This window comes from Xanthomonas hawaiiensis (assembly GCF_031834635.1).
Lineage (GTDB): Bacteria > Pseudomonadota > Gammaproteobacteria > Xanthomonadales > Xanthomonadaceae > Xanthomonas_A > Xanthomonas_A sacchari.
Genome location: NZ_CP115873.1, coordinates 2345036 through 2363033 on the forward strand (window position 1 = coordinate 2345036; position 17998 = coordinate 2363033).

The window sequence follows — 17998 nt, forward strand, 5'->3', positions numbered from 1 at the left end:
GATGTACCAGGGGCGCTTGTCGGCCGCTTGCGTCAATCCAGCCGTGAAAAGCCGAACAGCCGCTTGAGTGGATGCGCGTGCCGCTCGATCTGCGCGCGCAGCAGGCCGGCGCCGATCATGCTGTAGGTGATGCCGTTGCCGCCGTAGGCCATGGCGAATTGCACGCGTGGGCCGTGTTGCGGATGCGGGCCGAAGAACGGCAGCCCGTCCTCGGTCTCGGCGAAGGTGCCGGCCCAGGCGAAGGTCGGCTGCAGCTCCAGCCCGGGCATCACCTTGGCGATCTTGCGCGAGAGCGTGCGCGCCTTGCTGTCCACGCGCGCGTCGCGGCGTGCCGGCACGTCGACGCTGTCGTCCTCGCCGCCGGCGACGATGCGGCCGTTGCCGGTGCTGCGCAGGTACAGGTACGGCCGCGCGCTTTCCCAGATCATGGTGTCGCGCAACGGGCCGAGGACGGAGGGTTCCAGCGGGTCGCTGACGAAGGCATAGCTGCTGCGGTTGCGCGCCACGCGCTGGTCCAGCCAGTGCTGGTTGGCGTAGCCGGCAGCCATCACCACGTGGCCGGCGCGGACCTGCGCGCCCTGGTCGGTGTGCAGGGTCACGCCACGGCCGTTGAGCACGATCCGTGCGATGCGGGTGCGGTCGTAGACGCCCACCCCGCGCCGGAAGGCGCGGCCGAGCAGGCGGTAGGTGAGGCGGTACGGATCCACCCGCGCCGCCTGGTGGCTCAGGATGGCGCCGTGCGCCTGGATGCCGTAGTCGGCGTCCAGGGTCTGTGCGTCCAGCCATTGCACGTCCAGGCCGTGCCGCGCACGCGCCTCCAGTTCCTCCTGCAGCACCCGCACGTGGCGGCGCTTGCTGGCGTAGTACAGGCTGTCGTTCCAGCCGAAGTCGACATCCCGCAGTGGCCGCACCAGGTCGCGCAACTGCTCCAGGGCCTGTGCGCAGGCGCCATAGGCGAGCGCAGCGGCGGCTTCGCCATGGCGCTTGGCCAGGTCGATCAGGTGGGTATCGATCTCGTACTGCAGCAGGGCGGTGCTGGCCGCGGTGCTGCCCCAGCCGATGTCGCGCTGCTCCAGCACCGTCACGGCGTGCCCGTGCGTGCTTAGTTCCTCGGCGATCAGGGCGCCGGTGATGCCACCGCTGACGACGGCCACATCGCAGCGCACGTCGTCGCGCAGCTGCGGAAAACTCTGCATCAGGCCGTTGCGGACCGACCAGAAGGGATAACCGCTCTTGAGATCCATGGCGCCCCGGCGCGGAAAGGATGAGCGACTTACGCGCAGGCCCGGTTAAGTCCGCGTGAGGCGGGGCGGACGTCATGTGGGGGCAAACAGCCGCGATTAACCTCGGTGCAGAAGTCCCTCACATCGCGCTGTGTATGGTGCGCGCCAGTTCCACGAATTCCCTGTAGAGGAAGCGTCATGTCGGTCGTTCTGTACATCGGTGGCAGCAAGGACGGAGAGAAGGGCGTCGTGCCCTACGGTTTCCGCAAGTCCATGAAGGAAACCGAGGCAGGCCCGGAGATCTATGTCGAGCGCGTGCTGGCATTGAGCGACCGGCAGGTGCGGATCATGGCGCTGGAGTCGCTGCAGGACGATATCGTGGTAGAACGCTTGCACAGGTATTATTCGCGTTGACGCCGGCGTGCGAACCCCGGTGTGCCCGCCCGCCTAAACGGGCCAGCGACGGTTCGCATCGACCTGCCATCGACCATGCCCGCACCAGAAACCAGCAATACTTCGGCGCCGCCGACGACCGTCGACCCGAACGCCCCCACCGACATGTCCAACCAGCGCAGCGATATCTTCTTCGCTGCGGTGCAGACCACACGCATGCCGATGATCGTGACCGACCCGCGGCAGCCGGACAATCCGATCATCTTCGTCAACCGCGCATTCCTGGAGATGACCGGCTACAGCCGCGAGGAACTGATCGGCAACAACTGCCGCTTCCTGCAGGGGCCGGACACCGACCGCGAGACGGTGCGCAGTGTTCGCGATGCGATCAAGTCGCATGACGAAGTGGCGGTGGAGATCCTCAACTACCGCAAGGACGGTTCCAGCTTCTGGAACGCGCTGTACATCTCCCCGGTCTACGACGACCGCGGCGAACTGGTGTACTTCTTCGGGTCGCAGCTGGATGTCAGCCGCCGCCGCGATGCCGAGGACGCGCTGCGCCAGGCGCAGAAGATGGAGGCGCTGGGCCAGCTCACCGGCGGCATCGCGCACGATTTCAACAACCTGCTGCAGGTCATGTCCGGGTATCTGGAACTGATCGAACATGCGGTGGAGAGCGAGCCGCTGAATCCATCGCTGCTGCGCAAGAGCGTGGACCGCGCGCGCGACGCCGCCGGCCAGGCCGCGCGCCTGACCCAGCAGTTGCTGGCGTTCGCGCGCAAGCAGAAGCTGGAAGGACGCGTGCTCAATCTCAATACCCTGGTGGCCGGGATGAGCGACGTGGCCGAGCGTACGCTGGGCGACGGCATCGCGTTCTCGCTGGAACTGTCGCCGGACCTGCGCAACTGCCGCATCGACCCGACCCAGGCCGAAGTGGCGCTGCTGAACATCCTGATCAATGCGCGCGACGCCATGGCCGACCAGGCCGCGCCGCGCCTGGTGATCCAGACCCGCAACGTCTCGGTACGCGCGGACGAACCCACCACCTACGACAACCTGCTGCCCGGCCACTACGTGTGCGTGTCGATCACCGACAACGGCAGCGGCATGCCGCCGGAGGTGCTGGCGCGGGTGCTGGATCCGTTCTTCACCACCAAGGAAGAGGGCAAGGGCACCGGCCTGGGCCTGTCCATGGTCTACGGCTTCGCCAAGCAGTCCGGCGGCGCGGTGCGGCTGTATTCGGAGGAGGGCCACGGCACCACGGTACGGCTTTACTTCCCGATCGACGACAACGTCGAGAACATGGCGCCGCGCGATTCGCGCACGCGCCGGCCGTTCGACCGCCAGGGCGACGAGACCATCCTGATCGTCGAGGACCGGCCGGACATCGCCGAGCTGGCACGGTTGTTCCTGGAGGATCAGGGCTATGCCACGCACGTGGTCTACAACGCCCGCGAGGCGCTGGAACTGCTCGACACCGGCGTGCACGTGGACCTGTTGTATTCGGACCTGATCATGCCAGGCGGTCTCAATGGCGTGATGCTGGCGCGCGAGGCGCGGCGGCGCCGGCCCAAGATCAAGGTGCTGCTGACCACCGGCTACGCCGAGTCCTCGATCGAGCGCACCGACGCCGGCGGCAACGAGTTCGACGTGCTCGCCAAGCCGTACAACCGCCAGGAACTCACCCGCAAGGTGCGCATGGTGCTGGACGGCCCCAACGGCGTGAGCTGACGCGACAGGTCGGCGCGCGCCTGTCAACGGGTTTCCTGGCGGCGCGCGCACTGCGAAAATGCGGGTTTTCCGCAAGGCGGCTTCGGCCGGACGCAATGCACGACACTCAGCTCGCCCAGCAGATCGCCAACACCATCGCCGCCGAGATCGGCGCGCAGCCGGCGCAGGCGCGCGCCGCCATCGCCCTGCTCGACGAGGGCGCCAGCGTCCCGTTCATCGCCCGCTACCGCAAGGAAGTCACCGGCGGTCTCGACGACACCCAGTTGCGCAACCTGGAAGTGCGCCTGACCTATCTGCGCGAACTGGAAGAGCGCCGCGCCGCGGTGCTGGTCAGCATCGCCGAGCAGTGCAAGCTCAGCGACGAACTGCGTGCGGAGATCGCCGCCGCCGACACCAAGTCGCGGCTGGAAGACCTGTACCTGCCGTACAAGCCCAAGCGCCGCACGCGCGCGCAGATCGCCCGCGAGGCCGGTCTGGAACCGCTGGCCGATGGCCTGCTGGCCGATCCGGCCTTGGTGCCGGAGACCTTCGCCGCCGGCTTCGTCGATGCCGACAAGGGCGTGGCCGACGTCAAGGCCGCGCTGGAGGGTGCGCGCGCGATCCTGATGGAGCGCTGGGGCGAGGATGCAGGGCTGGTCGGCGAACTGCGCAACTGGCTGGGCGAGGTGGGCGTCATCCGCGCCCGCGTGGCCGAAGGCAAGGAGCAGGAAGGCGCCAAGTACCGCGACTATTTCGATCACGCCGAAGCACTGGCCAAGATTCCTTCGCACCGGTTGCTTGCGCTGTTTCGCGCGCGTCGCGAGGAGATCGTGTATCTGGAACTGGATCCCGGCAGCGAGGCCGAGGCCGGCCACCAGTACGCAGAAGGCCGCGTCGCGCTGCGTGCCGGCATCGCCAACCAGGGCCGTCCCGGCGACCGCTGGTTGCTGGATGCGTGCCGTCTGACCTGGCGCGCCAAGCTGCACATGCACCTGCTGCTGGACCTGTTCAACCAGGCGCGCGAAAAGGCCGAGGCCGAGGCCATCGCGGTGTTCGGCGACAACCTGCAGGACCTGATGCTGGCGGCGCCGGCCGGGCCGCGCGTGACCCTGGGCCTGGATCCGGGCATCCGTACCGGCTGCAAGGTCGCGGTGGTCGACGCCACCGGCAAGCTGCTGGCTACCGACACCATCTATCCGCACGAGCCGCGCCGGCAATGGGACCAGTCGCTGCACACGCTGCGGCAGCTGTGCACGCAGCACGGCGTGGAACTGATCGCGATCGGCAACGGCACCGCCAGCCGCGAGACCGACAAGCTGGCCGCGGACCTGATCAAGCAGAATCCGCAGATGAAGCTGGAGAAGATCGTGGTCAGCGAAGCCGGCGCCTCGGTGTATTCGGCGTCCGAGTTCGCCGCCAAGGAGTTCCCGCAGCTCGACGTGTCGCTGCGCGGCGCGGTGTCGATCGCGCGGCGCCTGCAGGATCCGCTGGCGGAACTGGTCAAGATCGAGCCCAAGGCGATCGGCGTGGGCCAGTACCAGCACGACGTCGATCAGTACCGCCTGGCGCGGGCGCTGGACGCGCGGGTGGAGGACTGCGTGAACGCGGTCGGCGTGTACGTCAATACCGCCTCGGCGGCGCTGCTGTCGCGCGTGTCCGGGTTGTCGTCGAGCGTGGCCGAGAACATCGTGCGCCATCGCGACGACAACGGCCCGTTCAAGCGCCGCAAGGATCTGCTCAAGGTGCCGCGGTTGGGCGAAAAGACCTTCGAGCAGTGCGCCGGCTTCCTGCGCATCGCCGACGGCGAGGAACCGCTGGACGCCTCGGCGGTGCACCCGGAAGCCTATCCGGTGGTGGAGCGCATCGTCGGCGCCACCGGCAAGCCGATCAAGGCGCTGATCGGCGATGGCGGTTTCCTGCGGGGGCTCAAGCCGGACCAGTTCACCGACGAGAAGTTCGGCCTGCCGACCGTGCGCGACATCCTCAAGGAACTGGAGAAGCCGGGCCGCGACCCGCGTCCGGAGTTCAAGGCGGCGCGGTTCGCCGACGGCGTCGAGGACATCAAGGACCTGAAGCCGGGCATGGTGCTGGAGGGCGTGGTCAGCAATGTCGCCGCCTTCGGCGCGTTCGTCGACATCGGCGTGCACCAGGACGGCCTGGTGCACATCTCCGCGCTCTCGGACAGCTACGTCAAGGATCCGCGCGACGTGGTCAAGGCCGGCGACATCGTCAAGGTCAAGGTGCTGGAGGTGGACGTGGCGCGCAAGCGCATCGCGCTGACCAGACGCCTGGACGACACGCCGGCGCCGGCGCGTCCGGCCGACCGCGACAGCGGTGCGCGGAATGCCGGCGGCCCGCCGCGGCGCGAGCGCGACGGACGCGGCAACCCGGGCGGCGGCAATGCCAAGCCGCGTCCGGCTACGGCGGCGGCGCCGGTCAACAGCGCGCTGGCCGACGCGTTCGCCCGCGCCAAGCGCGGCTGACGTTCCAGAAGAGGAGGAGCGCCGGCGCGCCTGCGCCGGTCGTTGCAGTCGCGACCGCACGCTGCGGTCGCGCGGTGCGCCTAATCCGCCTGATCAGGCGGGTTCGGCGTGCGGGCTCTGGTCCGGCGCGAGCGTGGCCGGTGGTGGCGCCACCAGCGACGCGGCCAGCCCGAGCAGCTTGACCGGATCCACCGGCTTGCCCAGGTGCGCATCGAAGCCGGCCTCCAGGGCCAGCGCGCGGTCCTCGCTGCGCACGTAGGCGGTGAGGGCGATGGCCGGGATGCGGCTGGCCGCGCCGGCGCCGCGGGCGCGGACGCTGCGGATCAGGCTGTGGCCGTCGCGGCGCGGCATGCCGACGTCGCTGACCAGCAGCGCATAGGGCCGTTCGCGCAGCAGCGCTTCGGCATCGTCGGCGCAGACCGCGGCCTCGACAACGGCACCGGCTTCCTGCAGGAAGCGCTGGGTGACGCCGCGCGAATCCATGTCGTCGTCCACCACCAGCACACGCACGCCGTCCAGGCGGATGCCGCCACGCCGCCGCACGGCACTGGAAAGCGCTTCTTCATGGTCGCGGTGGATCGGGTCCAGGGGCTGCAGATCGTTGCGCGGCAGCAGCAGGGTGAACGTGGCGCCGAGACCGACGCCATCGCTGCTGACCGACAACTGGCCCTGGTGCAGTTCGGCCAGCTGCTTGGCGATGGCCAGACCCAGGCCGAGGCCGCCGGCACTGCGCGTGCTGCTCGCATCGGCCTGACGGAAACGGTCGAACACGTGCGGCAGGAACACCGGGTCGATGCCGATGCCGGTATCGCTGACGGCGATGCGCACATGCGTGCTGGTGCTGTCCAGGGTCACCGTGATCGTGCCGGCGCTCGGGGTGAACTTGATCGCGTTGCCGATCAGATTGGTCAGCACCTGCTGCAACCGCACCGGATCGCCCAGATAGGGCAGGGCGGTCGTGTCGTCGGCGACCAGCACGATGTCGATGCCCTTGTTCTGCGCGCCGGGGCGGGCCGCGTCGATGGTGTCGCCGAGCAGCGTGCGCAGATCCAACTCGTCGGTGTCCAGGCGTACCTTGCCCGACAGGATGGCGCTCATGTCCAGCAGATCGTCGATGATCTGCGCCTGCGCGTGGGCGCTGCGTTCGATCACCTCCAGCCCCTTGGCCAGATCCTTCTCGCGCACCGATGCGTCCTGCATCAGCCGCGACCAGCCCAGGATCGCGTTGAGCGGCGTGCGCAGTTCGTGGCTGAGCGTGGCCAGGAATTCGTCCTTCATGCGGCTGGCGCGTTCGGCGTCGCCGCGCGCGCTCTGCTCGGCGGCGAGCAACTGCTGCAGGCGCAGGTCGGTGCCGCGGCGCTCGATGATGATGCCGGCCAGGTGCGAGGCCGAGCGCGCCAGGTCCTGTTCGTGCGGGTTGGGGTAGTGCACGAATGGGTAGTACATCGCGACCACGCCCAGCACCTCGCCGTCGCTGGCCAGAATGGGCGTGGAGCAGCAGGCGACGATGTCCGCCTCCAGGGCAGTGGCGAGATAGTCCTGCCAATGCGGGTTGACGCGCACGTCGCTGCACAACACCTGCCGGCGCAGGTAGGCGGCGCGTCCGCAGCAGCCGGTGTTTGGGTCGATCGGCAGGCGCTGCACGGCCTTGCGGAAGGCGGGCGGCATGCTCGGCGCGGCGCCTTCCAGCAGGCACTGGCGGTGCTCGTCGACCAGCATGATGGTGCAGCGCAGGCCGACATCGCTCTGCGACTCGATGCCGCGTGCGATCGCCTCCAGCACCGCGTTCAGCGGCTTGCCGGTGGTGATCATCTCCAGCGCGGCGCGCTCGGCCGCGGTGGCGTTCTCGATGCGCTTGCGTTCGGCGATGTCCAGCAGGGAGCCGATGAAACCGAGGAACTGGCCGGACGAACTGAAGCGTGGCGTGGCGCTCGCCAGGCACCAGCGGTACTCGCCATCGTGGCGGCGCAGGCGGTATTCCAGCGTGTAGGCGCGGCGGTCGGCGCAGGCGCGCGCCAGGGTGCGGCCGACCGCGGCCAGATCGTCGGCATGGAGCTGTTCCTGCCAACCGCTGCCCAGCGCTTCCTGCTCGCTTTGCCCGGTGAACAGATACCACTGGCGGCTGATGTACTCGCAATCGCCGTCGGCATTGGACATCCAGATCATGACTGGCGCGTTGTCGCACAGCTGGCGGAAACGCAGTTCGCTTTCCTGCAGGCGTTGTTCCGTCAAGCGGCGGTCGTGGATGTCGGTGTTGGTGCCGATCCAGCGAACGATGCGGCCGCTGTCGTCGCGGATCGGCAGGGCGCGGCCGAGGTGCCAGCGGTACTCGCCGTCGTGGCGGCGCAGCGGATACTCGATTTCGTACGGCCTGCCGCTGCGCAGCGCCTCTGGCCACACCTCCATCACCCGCGCCAGGCCTTCCTCGGTGTGCACATGGCGCCAGCTGTCGTAGCCGGCCTCGCCAACCGGCAACCCGGTGTACTCGTACCAGCGCCGATTGAAGTAGTCGACGTGGCCGTCCGGCATGGCGGTGAACACGATCTGCGGCATCGCGTCGGCCAGTTCGCGCAAGCGCGCGGCGCTGTTGGCCAGTTCTCTCTGCGCGCCCGCGCGTTCCATCGATTCCCAGCAGCGTGCGGCCACCAACCGCACCAGCTCGATTTCGGCCGATGTCCAGACCCGCGGCTGGGCCTGGTGCACGCCGATCGCGGCGACCAGGCGACCGGCCTTGTGCAGCGGTGCGGTGAGCACCGCGCGCAGGCCCAGGCGCTGGTAGTTGGGATCGTCCACGCGCATCGGTGGCTGGTGGGTCTCGGTGTCGTGCACCACCCACGGCCGGTTCTCGCGCATGCACTCGGACAGGTCGCTGCCGAAGTCGCTGAAGCGCGAGCGCCCGGTCAGGTGGACGGCGCCGTCGACGTAATCCGCACGCACGTCGAACATGTCCTCGTCGGCCTCGACGATCGCGTAGGCGCAGCGGTTGGCGCCCAGGTGCTGGCCGAGCAGGGCGGCGCCGGTTTCGCAGATCGCTTCGGCGCTGTGCAGGTTCTGCAGGGTGTCCTCGAGCATCAGCAGGAAGCTGTCGTGCGCCTGCGCGCGCGCCTGCTCGGTGCGATCGATACCATGCACCAGGATTCCGCTGACCCGGCCCTCGGCGTCGTGCATCGGCTGGTACACGCATTCCAGCGTGGTGTCCGAGGTCGCTTCATGCGGACTGCGACACAGCTGGAAGGTCATCGACTCGTCGATGAACGGCACGCCGCTGGCGCGGACGTTGTCGAGCAGGCGGATGACGCCTTGCTCCTGGATTTCGGGAATGGCCTCGATCAGCGGCCGGCCGACCAGCTCGCGCGTCCCGACCAACTGCCGGTAGCGTTGGTTGACGGTCTCGATCACGTAGTCCGGGCCGCGCAGGATCGCCAGCGCCGCCGGCGATTGCTCGAAGGCATCGGCCATCTGCGCGCGTTGCGCTTCCAGTGCCTTCAGCAGCGCATCGCGCTCGCGCGCCAGGGTGATCCGCGCGGTGTCCTCGGTGCACACGCACAGTACGCCGGCGATATCGCCTTCGTCGTCGAACAGCGGGCTGTAGGAGAAGGTGAAATACACCTGCTCGCTGTAGCCGTTGCGCAGCATGGTCAGCGGGATGTGTTCGTTCCAGGTCGATTCGCCGCTGGCCATCACCCGATCGGCCTGCGCCCGCACCTCCGGCCAGACGTCCGGCCAGACCTCTTCCATCGGCCGCGCGAAGCCGTGCGGGTGCCGCAACCCGAGGATCGGCACGTAGGCGTCGTTGTAAAGGTTGAACTGGCGCTCGCCCCAACGCACCGCCATCGGGAACCGTGAGTTCAGGCAGATCGACAGCGCAGTGAGCAGGCTCCGCGGCCAATGCTCCATCGGACCCAGTTCGTGCTCACGCCAATCGATGGCGCACAGCAAGGCCCCCGTGGCGCTGCCGGCGGGAAACCGGACAGGAGGCGGCGAACAATCCTTGGCGTTGATGGCTGAGTCCCTCGAATCGTCCCGGCCAGGCGGCGGGCTTACGGTCGAGGATTCTCAGGGGCGTGCGGTCGTCTTGGCGTGAGCGTCCTGCAAGGCCTTGATCAGCTGTTCGGACAGGTAGGGCTTGGTCAGCACCACGCCGGCGGCGAAGCCGGCAGGCAGCGCATCGGCGGCCACGCCAGTGGCGAGGACGAAGGGGGTGCTACGTTCGCTCAGCGCCCGAGCCACCGGTTCGCTGGTCTCGCCGGCGGAGAGGCGGAAGTCGAGCACGGCCCGATCCGGGTGCTCGCTGTCGATCAGCGCAAGCGCCTGCTGCACGGAGGCGGCGACGCCCACCACCTCGGCACCGGCCTGGGCAAGCTGCAGCTCCAGCAGCGTGGCGTTCATCTCGTCGTTCTCGACCACCAGGATACGCAGGCCCCGCAATGCCGACATCGCTTGCTCGTTAAGGTTTGGGAACAGAAAGTATAGCGGGACCGTTACAGCCGCCGCCTAGACAACCGACACAGGAAGATGAAGCGTTTACCTGTGCCCGCCCTCGCATGTGGCGGCCGCGCAAAAAACAAACGGCAGCCGAAGCTGCCGTCAGTCCTGGTGCCGAAGGTGGGACTCGAACCCACACGCTTTTAAGGGCGGCGGATTTTGAGTCCGCTGCGTCTACCGATTCCGCCACTTCGGCGCGGCCGCGGAGTATAGCCGACACTTCGGCTCGGCCGCCAGCGCATTTGCGCGCACGGTCCTCGGGCGGGCCAGGCGGGAAGTCGAGCGGCCGTGGTGGCTGTCGAGCGTCTCTCTATATATAGATGGATCGATAGGTCGGCGCCACGTTCTCCACTTAAGGACACGCCTCGCACGCAACTGCGTTGTGCGGATATCGGCAATTGCCGGCGATAGGGGCTGGAAGCTCTGCCAGCCGCTTGGCGCTGCCCGCAGACTGCATCCAGCGTTCGGTGCGAGGTGCGTAGGCCGTTGAACGCTGGGACGCAGCGGATTTGCGGGTCGCGACGAGCGCCATTGCGACGTCGCGAACGTTCCGCAAAAAAACGCTTGCGTGTGCCGATCACGATCGTTAATATTCCGCTCCTCGCAGCACGTGGGGCCATAGCTCAGCTGGGAGAGCGCTTGCATGGCATGCAAGAGGTCGCCGGTTCGATCCCGGCTGGCTCCACCAATTTTTCGGACATAGGCCGTCCGTAAAAGCGACATCGTTAACAGCGTCCCCATCGTCTAGAGGCCTAGGACATCACCCTTTCACGGTGGCGACCGGGGTTCGAATCCCCGTGGGGACGCCATTTTTCAGCAGGAATTCCTCGCGCGCATCCGGGTTCGGCTCTGCCGAACACAATGAGTGCGGGGTTTGTACATCGGAAGAAAGTCGGGTAAGATTCCGCTTCTGCCAGTACACGTGGGGCCATAGCTCAGCTGGGAGAGCGCTTGCATGGCATGCAAGAGGTCGCCGGTTCGATCCCGGCTGGCTCCACCAACTTTTCGGACATAGGCCGTCCGCAAAGCAACATCGTTATCCGCGTCCCCATCGTCTAGAGGCCTAGGACATCACCCTTTCACGGTGGCGACCGGGGTTCGAATCCCCGTGGGGACGCCACTTTTCGAAAACACCCGGCATCGCCGGGTGTTTTTTTATGTGCGCGGCGGTGGATGCGAGATGGCGGCAGTGCCTGTGTTGTAAGCCAGGTGGATCGCCTGGCTTCTTCGAGCAGCGGTGCTGCTTTTCCTGATCTGCTTGCATCCAGCGTGTGCGAGGCGGCGCCCGCACCTAACTTCTCTCCCTAGGGGAGAGGGGCTTGGGCTGTTTCCTTCTCCCTTCGGGAGAAGGTGCCCCGAAGGGGCGGATGAGGGTGCGGACGTAGCCTCGCATGGCCAGATTGGTGCAGGCGCTGCGCGCCCCGTACCCTCACCCCAACCCCTCTCCCGGAGGGAGAGGGGCTTCGCTTCTTCCTTCTCCCTATGGGAGAAGGTGCCCCGCAGGGGCGGATGAGGGTGCGGACGCTCGCGGCATTCCAGTCGTCAGTACGTACGCCAGTGGCGTTCCGACCGCACGTCGCTGCGCCCCGTCTCACCCCAACCCCTCTCCCGAGGGGGGAGGGGCTAACGCCCGCTCAACGCAGCAGCCGGCGGATCTGCAGGATCGCCTGCGGCGTGCGTTGCACGCTGTGCCCGGAGACGATCACCGTTTCCGATGCGGCGCCGGGCAGGTGGGCGCTCCAGTACGGCACGATGCCGTCGCTGGACTGCGCCAGCGGCACGCGCGGATCCTCCCGCCCGATGATCGAGTGGTACGTCACCTGCGAGGAAATCGGTAGCTGCGCCGCGGCGAGAATGAAGGGATCGCGGTCGCTGAGGCTGTCGATGCTGTTGGGCAGGGCGCCGAGCATGTCCTTGCCGGCGATGTCCTTGAATTGATCCAGCACGCGCCGGGGCAGGCCGATCACGGCGCGCGCCAGTTCGCCAAGCGTGCCGGCGGCCTCCGGGGTGCCGCGTTGCGGGGTGGCCAGGAAGATCGCCTCGGACACTTCCGGCATCGGCGCGAAATGCAGCATCGGTCCGAGCCTGGCCTGCAGCGCCTGGCGCGCCTGCGGCTCCAGCGTTGCATCGTCGAACAGGGTGCGCCACAGGCGGTCGCCGTCGCTGGAGGACACCATCAAGCGCGCCAGCACGCCGCCCATGCTGTGCCCGATCAGCACCATGTCATGCGCGGACACGCTGCGGCGTTGTGGATTGAGCTGGTCCAGCGTCTGCTGCAGGGCCTTGCGAACCTGCAGATGGGTGTAGGGAATCGGTACATTGGTCGGGTAGTACACCAGCCAGACCTGGTAGCGCGCGCGAACCTGCGGATCGCCGAGCAGATCGTTGGCCAGGTTGACCCAGGCCTCCGGGCTGTTGGCCAGCCCGTGCAGCAGCACCAGCACGCGCCGGTTCGGATCGTAGGGCTGGGTCAGGAACACGTGCGGCCGGTCGATGCCGTGCCCGAGGCCGAGCAGGGTGCGCAGCGATTGCGCAGCGAAGCCGGCGCGTGCCATCCACACGCCATAGCCGGCGCTGAAGTTGGCGGCCAGCGGCACGTCGACACCGCCCATCGTCACCCGCTCGCTGATCGAAGGGTCGTGGACCTCCACGTGCGCGCTGTGACCGGACAAGACTTCCTTGAGAGTGCGGCCGTCGAAGCACAGCAACACCGTGAGGTTGGGCGTGGGCATGTCGCTGTAGGCCGGAGCGGCGTCGACAGCGTCCATGGCGTCCGCCGCCGGCTGCGGCAGGACCGCGACCATTTCCGCGCCGAAGCCATCGCGCCGATACACGCTGCGCAGCCCGTCGAAACGCAGGTCGCCGGCTGCCAGCATCGCCTCGGGCATCGGCATGTCCCGCGGGCTGCCCACGCCGCTGGCATCCAGTGTCACCGTCCAGTCGGGCAGGGCGGCGATCTGCGCGCCGGCGTCGTGCGTGGCGGGAGGATGCCGTCGGTAGCGCGCGAACAAGGCGGTCACCGCCTGCTGTACGGCGTAGTTGTAGTAATCGCGCACCTGGGTCTGGCGCTCCTCGAAGGCGCGTTCGCTGGGCGTGCGCCCACTGAAGAACAGGTAGGCGTAGGCGTAGCGCGCGGTCTGCAGCCAGGCGGTCAGGGAGGCATCGCTGTCCGGGTGTTGCCTGGCGGCGCGTTGCGCGGCCAGCAGCGACAGCTCCGCCGCCGTCGCCAGGGCGCGTTCCTGGTCCATGTCGGCGTTGCCGAGCAACCGGTCGATGCACGGCGGCGCCTTCGCCGTGCAGCGTGCCGCGTCCAGGCCGGCGACGTTGAGCATCTGCAGGGCGGCGTCGCTGGGGTGCGCGGCGCTCAGCGCGTCGCCGCGCTTGGCCTGGATGTAGCGCGCCGCATCCACGCGTTGCAGGGTGACGCTGGCACAGCCGCCGGCGCACAGCGCCATGCACAGCACGGCGCAGGCCAGGATCATGCGGTGCCAGCGCTGCCGCCTCACGCCGCGACCTTCGCCGGCATGCCGGCACGGCGCGCGAACAGCAGGTCGTACAGCACCGGGATCACCCCCAGCGTCACCAGCGTGCCCAGGGCCAGGCCGCCGATCATGGTGATGGCCATGCCGGTCCACAGCGGGCCGGCGAACAGCATCAGTGGGATCAGGCCGACGATGCAGGTCAGCTTGGTCATCACGATCGGGCGCAGGCGCTTGACCGCCGCGGCAATCACCGCCTCGTGCCTTGGCAGGCCATCGGCCAGTTCGGCCTCGATCCGCTCCAGCAGCAGCACCGCGTTGTTGACGATGATGCCGGCCAGGGCGAGCAGGCCGAAGGTGGCCATGAAGCCGAATGGATAGCCGGTGACCAGCAGGGCGAGGGTGGCGCCGATCAGCACGAACGGAATGCTGGCGACCACGATGAACAGCTTGCGGAACGAGTTGAACTGCCACACGAACAGCAGCAGGATCGCGCCCAGCGCATGCGGCATGTACTGCAGCAGCGCCTGGTTGGCTTCGGCGGCGTCCTCCAGTTCGCCGCCCATCTCGATGCGGTAGCCCGGCGGCAGGCGCAGCGCTGCGACCTTGTCGGCCAGCGCGGCCACCACCTGGTCGGTTGTCAGGTCCGGGTTGCGGCCGGTGATGGTGATGGCGCGGCTCAGGTTGCGGCGCTGGATCGTCGAGGGCTCGGAGCTCAATTGGATGTCGGCGATCGCCGACAGCGGCAGCGGTGCGGCGCCTGATGCGGGATAGATCGGCGTGTCGCCGGGATTGCCGCCGCGCGCATGCGGATCGCTGTCGCCGCGCAGCACGATCGGCACGTTGCTGCCGTCGTCGTGGATCAGCGAGGCATCCACGCCGCTGTAGCGCAGCTGCAGCGCCTGGGCGATGTCCTCGCTGGCGACGCCGGCGCGGCGCGCCTTGGCCTGGTCCACCTGCACCACGTAGCGCGGAATGCGGCTGTCCCAGTCGTCGCTGACGTCCAGCGTGCCGGGCAGGGCGCGCAGGGCATCGGCGATGCCGGCGGCGACGCGGCGCAGTTGCGCCTCGTCCGGGCCGATCACGCGGTAGATCGCCACGCCGGCTTCGGTCGAGCCCAGCGAGAAGCGCTTGGGCTCGGCGCGCACCGCCGGATAGGCCTGGCGCAGGTGCGTGCGCACCTTGGCGATCAGCGCATCGATGTCCGTGCCGGGCTGCACGCTGACGGTGAAGTAGGCGATGTTGGCCGCCGGCAGCGGCGGGTTCAGCCCGAGCACGATGCGCGGACCGCCGTCGGCGACGTAGCCGATGCTGTCGACGATCTGCGGGTTCTGCCGGCGGTCGGCCAGCCACTGGCTGATCGACTGCACGGTGCGCAGGGTCTCGCGCGCATCGCTGCCCGGTTGCAGGGTCACCGGCATCTGGAACTGCAGGCGGTCGGACTTGGGCAGGAAGCTGTACGGCACCGAGACCAGCACGGTCACCGCCAGGGTTAGCAGGGCCAGCATGCTGCCCAGGAACAGCGCCTTGTGCGCCAGCAACGCCTCGATCGTGCGCCGGTACAGGCGATACGGTCTGGACGTATAGGTGTCGCCGTGGCCGTCGGCCGGCGCGGCATGCGCACGGGCGAAGTACATGCACAGCAGCGGGGTGATGGTGATGCTGAGCAGCCACGAGCCGATCAGGGTCACCGCCAGCACGATCGCCAGCGAGCGCATGTATTCGTTGGTGCTGGTCTGGCCGAAGAAGAACGGCGAGAACGCCAGCACGATCACCAGCGAGGAGGTCAGCAGCGGGATGGCCAGGCTGCGGCCGGCGGCCTCGCAAGCGGCGCGCCGTTCCTCGCCGGCGGCCAGGCGCCGCTCGATGTCCTCGGCGATGACGATGCCGTTGTCCACCAGCAGGCCCAGCGCCAGGATGATCGCGGCGATGGACACGGTCTGCAGTTCCACGCCCAGCACCCGCATCGCGATCAGCGCGCCGAGGATGGTCAGCGGCACGATCGCGCCGACGATCAGGCCGGTGCGCCAGCCCAGGAACAGCATCACCACGGCCATCACGATGACGATGGTCTCGCCCATGACGTGGTGCATCTTGCCCATTTCGCGCTCGACCACGTCGGCCTGGAAGGTGACCACGTGCTGCGCGAAGCCCACCGGCAGCGCCTTGGCGGTTTCGCCCAGGGTGCGGCGCAGCGCCTTGCCGACCTCGGCGACGTTGTTGCCCGGGGCCATCGACACCGCCACCACCACCGCCGGCTGCCCCTGGTAGATGGCACCGGCCTCCGGCGGATCCGCCGGCATCAGCTCGATCCGTGCCAGTTGCGCCAGCGGGATCTGCCGCGGGCCGTCGGCGCCCTGCGTGGCGATCGGTGTATTGCGCAGTTCGTCCAGGTCGCGCACTTCGCCGGAGGCGGTGACGGTCATCGCCATGCCAGAGGCCGCGACCAGGCCGCCACCGGCGACCACGTTCTGCGCGCGCAGTTGCTGCGCGACCGCGGCTGGGGTGAGGCCGGCTTCGCCCAGCCTGGTGCGGTCGAAGGCGACGTAGACACGCTCGTCCTGCAGGCCGTGGAAGGTGACGCGTTCGACGCCCGGCACGGCGTACAGCTGCGCGCGCATCTGCCGCAGCGGTCCGAGCATCTCGGCGGTGTTGAAGCCAGGCGCGGTGACAGCGATCGAGGCGATGGCGACACGGCCGAAGTCGTCGTCCACCAGCGGCCCCTGGATGCCCGCGGGCAGCTCGGCACCCGCTTCGGCGGCCTTGCTGCGCACGCGCTGCCACAGCGCCGGCAGGTCCTTGACGCTGTCCTGCGCGGTGACCTGCACGATGGCGCTGCCGGGATGGATGGTGGTGACGATCTTCTTCAGCCCGCTGACCTCGCGCAGGCGTTCCTCCAGCGGACGCGCGAGCAGGTTCTCTACGCGCTCGCTGGGCATGCCGGGGAAACCGACCTGCACGATCGCATCGCGCACGGTCACGCTCGGTTCCTCCTGCGACGGGAAGCCGAGGAAGGTGACGATGCCGCCGATCAGGATCAGGGCGGCGCTGAACAGCGCCAGGCGGCTGGATTGCAGGGTGGCGCGGGTCAGGTTCATGGCGAGACGGTGCCGAGGCGGGTGGTGGGACGGAACGGCACGACGTGCTGACCGTCGTGGAGGAAGGCGGCACCGGCGGCGACGACACGCTCGCCCGGTGCCAGGCCGCGCAGGATCTGCACGCGGCCGCCATCGCTGTGCCCGGTGACGACTCGGCGGCGACGCACGCTGCCGCTGTCCTGGCGGTACACGAACACCATGGTGTGGCCATCGGCCGTGCTCGGGAGCAGCGCGCTCAGCGGTACGCTCGGCGCCCGATCGGTGGCGCTGTCGGGCAGGGCCAGCAGCAGCGATTCGCCGCTGCGCGGCTGCGCGGCATCGGCACTGTCGCTGTCGAACAGCGCCTGCACGGTGGCGCCGCCGTCCACGCGTTCGGACACGCTGCGCAGGCGCAGCGGCAAGGCGTGCTGCGGTGCGTCGCTGCGGTAGGCAAGGACACTTTGACCGGGTTGCAGCGCCGCTGCGCGATCGGCCGGCAGCGTCGCCAGCACCTGCGCGCGATCCGCACCGTCCAGCTGCAGCACCGGCTGGCCGGCGCTCACCAAGGTGTCGGGTTGCTGCAGCCGCGCCACCACGCTGCCGTCGAACGGCGCACGCAGTTCCGACTGCCGCACCGCCCGGCGCGCCAGCGCCAGGTCCGACTGTGCGCTACGGACCTTTGCCTGCGCCGCGGCGAAGGCGCTCTTGGCCGCGGTCAGGGTGGCCGCGGAGGCGGCGCCGTCGTCGAACATGGCCTGCTGCTGGGCGAGCTGGGTCTGTTGCTGCTGCAGGTCGGCCGCGGCGATGCCGACGCCGGCCTCGGCCTGCTGCAGGCGCAGGCCGTTCGGTTCCGGATCCAGGCGCGCGAGCACCTGGCCGGCGTGCACGCGGTCGCCCACGTCGACGGCGATGGCGGCGATGCGGCCGCCGCCTTCGAAGCCGAGGTCGGCGCGCCGTTGCTGGCGCACCTGGGCGAGGTAGCGGGTGCTGTCGTGCGCAGCATCGCTGCCGACGGTTTCCAGCTTGACCGCGCGTGGCGCGTCGGGGGGCGGTGCGGCCTCGCGGCCGCAGCCGGACAGCGCCAGCGCGGCCAGTGGCAGGCACAGCGAAAGAAGCAGGGTGGGGCGCAGGATCATGGTCGGCGATGT

General features: G+C 68.8%; 9 protein-coding genes and 5 tRNA genes. 7 read left to right on the forward strand and 7 right to left on the reverse strand.

The features are described 5' to 3' along the window. Nucleotides 1–32 precede the first annotated feature (32 nt). The gene (locus tag PG878_RS10225) at nt 33–1244 is read right to left on the reverse strand and encodes an NAD(P)/FAD-dependent oxidoreductase (protein ID WP_209031419.1); all 1212 of its coding nucleotides are present in this window, start codon (nt 1242–1244) and stop codon (nt 33–35) included. Nucleotides 1245–1421: 177 nt separating this feature from the next. Between PG878_RS10225 and PG878_RS10230 the strand changes: the two genes are divergently transcribed. From PG878_RS10230 to PG878_RS10240, 3 genes are all read left to right on the forward strand, one after another. Then, a complete protein-coding gene (locus tag PG878_RS10230; protein WP_017907884.1) occupies nt 1422–1637 on the forward strand; it encodes a hypothetical protein in 216 nt (71 codons plus the stop codon). A gap of 75 nt (nt 1638–1712) precedes the next feature. Beyond that, the gene (locus tag PG878_RS10235) at nt 1713–3347 is read left to right on the forward strand and encodes a hybrid sensor histidine kinase/response regulator (RefSeq protein ID WP_209031420.1); all 1635 of its coding nucleotides are present in this window, start codon (nt 1713–1715) and stop codon (nt 3345–3347) included. 95 nt (nt 3348–3442) lie between these two features. Next, nucleotides 3443–5809 (forward strand): Tex family protein, encoded by a 2367-nt coding sequence (locus PG878_RS10240; protein WP_209031421.1) that lies wholly within the window; start codon nt 3443–3445, stop codon nt 5807–5809. Between the two features lie 93 nt (nt 5810–5902). Here PG878_RS10240 and PG878_RS10245 read toward each other — a convergent pair whose 3' ends face one another. The 3 genes from PG878_RS10245 to PG878_RS10255 all read right to left on the reverse strand — a co-directional run bounded on the left by PG878_RS10245 (nt 5903) and on the right by PG878_RS10255 (nt 10490). Beyond that, nucleotides 5903–9706, reverse strand: coding sequence for a PAS domain-containing protein (locus tag PG878_RS10245; RefSeq protein WP_311186039.1), 3804 nt, complete (start codon nt 9704–9706; stop codon nt 5903–5905). A gap of 159 nt (nt 9707–9865) precedes the next feature. After that, nucleotides 9866–10246: a response regulator gene (locus tag PG878_RS10250; protein WP_209031423.1), complete on the reverse strand. Its 381-nt coding sequence runs from the start codon at nt 10244–10246 to the stop codon at nt 9866–9868. Between the two features lie 157 nt (nt 10247–10403). After that, nucleotides 10404–10490 (reverse strand) — tRNA-Leu (locus PG878_RS10255). Nucleotides 10491–10906: 416 nt separating this feature from the next. Here PG878_RS10255 and PG878_RS10260 point away from each other — a divergent pair. The 4 genes from PG878_RS10260 to PG878_RS10275 all read left to right on the forward strand — a co-directional run bounded on the left by PG878_RS10260 (nt 10907) and on the right by PG878_RS10275 (nt 11414). Beyond that, nucleotides 10907–10982: transfer RNA gene (locus tag PG878_RS10260), tRNA-Ala, on the forward strand. A gap of 45 nt (nt 10983–11027) precedes the next feature. Then, a tRNA-Glu gene (locus PG878_RS10265) sits at nt 11028–11103 on the forward strand. Between the two features lie 115 nt (nt 11104–11218). Beyond that, nucleotides 11219–11294 (forward strand) — tRNA-Ala (locus PG878_RS10270). Between the two features lie 44 nt (nt 11295–11338). Further along, nucleotides 11339–11414 (forward strand) — tRNA-Glu (locus PG878_RS10275). A gap of 514 nt (nt 11415–11928) precedes the next feature. On the opposite strand, the gene PG878_RS10280 is transcribed toward PG878_RS10275, so the two are convergent. Genes PG878_RS10280 through PG878_RS10290 form a run of 3 tightly spaced genes read right to left on the reverse strand, consistent with a single transcriptional unit; the run spans nt 11929 to nt 17986 of the window. Then, nucleotides 11929–13776 carry an esterase/lipase family protein gene (locus tag PG878_RS10280; protein ID WP_244672616.1) on the reverse strand — a complete coding sequence of 616 codons (1848 nt, stop codon included), beginning with the start codon at nt 13774–13776 and terminating at the stop codon, nt 11929–11931. A gap of 20 nt (nt 13777–13796) precedes the next feature. Next, entirely contained in the window at nt 13797–16871 is a 3075-nt protein-coding gene (locus PG878_RS10285) for an efflux RND transporter permease subunit (protein ID WP_209031425.1), read from the reverse strand. Next, nucleotides 16868–17986, reverse strand: coding sequence for an efflux RND transporter periplasmic adaptor subunit (locus PG878_RS10290; RefSeq protein WP_209031426.1), 1119 nt, complete (start codon nt 17984–17986; stop codon nt 16868–16870). Before PG878_RS10290 ends, PG878_RS10285 begins: the two co-directional genes overlap by 4 nt. Nucleotides 17987–17998 lie beyond the last annotated feature (12 nt).

What these genes read in the sequence shown, in the direction of transcription:
- PG878_RS10280 (WP_244672616.1), bottom strand. Translation starts at nt 13,776, where the DNA reads ATGATCCTGGCCTGCGCCGTGCTGTGCATGGCGCTGTGCGCCGGCGGC.
- PG878_RS10245 (WP_311186039.1), bottom strand. Translation starts at nt 9,706, where the DNA reads ATGGAGCATTGGCCGCGGAGCCTGCTCACTGCGCTGTCGATCTGCCTG.
- PG878_RS10240 (WP_209031421.1), top strand. Translation starts at nt 3,443, where the DNA reads ATGCACGACACTCAGCTCGCCCAGCAGATCGCCAACACCATCGCCGCC.
- PG878_RS10235 (WP_209031420.1), top strand. Translation starts at nt 1,713, where the DNA reads ATGCCCGCACCAGAAACCAGCAATACTTCGGCGCCGCCGACGACCGTC.
- PG878_RS10225 (WP_209031419.1), bottom strand. Translation starts at nt 1,244, where the DNA reads ATGGATCTCAAGAGCGGTTATCCCTTCTGGTCGGTCCGCAACGGCCTG.
- PG878_RS10285 (WP_209031425.1), bottom strand. Translation starts at nt 16,871, where the DNA reads ATGAACCTGACCCGCGCCACCCTGCAATCCAGCCGCCTGGCGCTGTTC.
- PG878_RS10290 (WP_209031426.1), bottom strand. Translation starts at nt 17,986, where the DNA reads ATGATCCTGCGCCCCACCCTGCTTCTTTCGCTGTGCCTGCCACTGGCC.
- PG878_RS10250 (WP_209031423.1), bottom strand. Translation starts at nt 10,246, where the DNA reads ATGTCGGCATTGCGGGGCCTGCGTATCCTGGTGGTCGAGAACGACGAG.
- PG878_RS10230 (WP_017907884.1), top strand. Translation starts at nt 1,422, where the DNA reads ATGTCGGTCGTTCTGTACATCGGTGGCAGCAAGGACGGAGAGAAGGGC.